The 1,369-nt window shown below is 64.5% G+C and carries 1 protein-coding gene; it reads left to right on the top strand.

Annotated features, from left to right (window positions below; all coding sequences use genetic code 11):
- Window positions 1-48: 48 nt before the first annotated feature.
- A complete protein-coding gene (locus tag BC793_RS48605; protein WP_109603427.1) occupies window positions 49-1,329 on the top strand; it encodes an IS256 family transposase in 1,281 nt (426 codons plus the stop codon).
- Window positions 1,330-1,369: the final 40 nt, after the last annotated feature.

Here is a 1,369-nt window from a genome sequence, read left to right as displayed (position 1 = left end):
GGGACTGTAAATTTATCGGCGGATCTCGATACTTAGGGAGACGCTCAGATGACGACCGAACACCCTGACCGGGGAGTGGCCGGTGTCGCGCCGGCGGAGATCTCGGATGACCAGCTCGTCGCGATGCTGGTCGACCGGGCCCGCGGCAACGACCTGAAGCTGGCCGGTGCGGGTGGGCTGTTGCAGCAGCTCACCAAGCGGGTTCTGGAGTCCGCGCTCGAAGGAGAGATCACCGATCACGTCGGCTTCGACAAGCACGACAAGGCAACGAACAAGCGGGACAACACCCGCAACGGTCACCGGTCCAAGACGGTGATCACCGACGTCGGGCCGGTCGAGATCAGAGTGCCCCGCGACGTGGCCGGCTCGTTCGAGCCGCAGATCGTGCGCAAGCGGCAACGGCGGCTGACCGGTGTCGACGAGCTCGTGCTGTCGCTGTCGGCCAAAGGCCTCACGCATGGGGAGATCGCGGCTCACCTGGCCGAGGTGTATGGCACCGAGGTGTCCAAGCAGACCATCTCCACGATCACCGACAAGGTGATGGACGGCATGGCCGAGTGGCAGAACCGGCCTCTCGACCGGGTCTATCCAGTCCTGTTCATCGATGCCATCAACGTCAAGATCAGGGACGGTCACGTCGCGAACCGGCCGGTTTACGTCGCTCTCGCCGTCACTGCCGAGGGCCATCGTGACATCCTCGGAATCTGGGCCGGTGACGGCGGCGAAGGCGCAAAATACTGGCTGCACGTGCTCACCGAACTCAAGAACCGCGGCGTGCAGGACGTGCTGATGCTGGTCTGCGACGGGCTCAAGGGCCTGCCCGACGCGGTCGAGACCGTCTGGCCCAAGACCGTGGTCCAAACCTGCGTGGTTCACCTCCTGCGGAACTCGTTCAAGTACGCGGCCCGCCAGGACTACGAGAAGATCGCCCGGGCGTTGAAGCCGGTCTACACCGCGGCGACCGAGGACGCCGCGACTGAACGGTTCCTTGAGTTCAGCGACGCCTGGGGCAAGAAATACCCGGCGATCGTGAAGCTGTGGGAGAACGCCTGGTCGGAGTTCGTACCGTTCCTCGCCTTCGACGTCGAGATCCGTAAGGTCATCTGCACCACGAACGCCATCGAGTCGGTGAACGCCCGCATCCGCAAAGCCGTCCGAGCCCGCGGCCACTTCCCGAACGAGACCGCCGCCCTCAAGTGCGTCTACATGGCGCTGATGAGCCTCGACCCGACCGGCGCCGGCCGCCGCCGCTGGACGATGCGCTGGAAAGCACCCCTGAACGCCTTCCAAACCGCCTTCGAAGGCCGGCTCGACCCGGTCATCCACTGAACAGTTCGCAACCCAGATCAGCCGTTCTCTTTACAGACCC

Source organism: Actinoplanes xinjiangensis (assembly GCF_003148685.1).
GTDB classification, from domain to species: Bacteria; Actinomycetota; Actinomycetes; order Mycobacteriales; family Micromonosporaceae; genus Actinoplanes; species Actinoplanes xinjiangensis.
The sequence above is the reverse complement of the archived record's forward strand: the minus strand, read 5'-3'. Positions and strand labels throughout refer to the sequence as shown.

Bases quoted from the DNA above. Each gene is read 5' to 3' on its own strand.
- BC793_RS48605 (WP_109603427.1), top strand. From the start codon at position 49: ATGACGACCGAACACCCTGACCGGGGAGTGGCCGGTGTCGCGCCGGCG.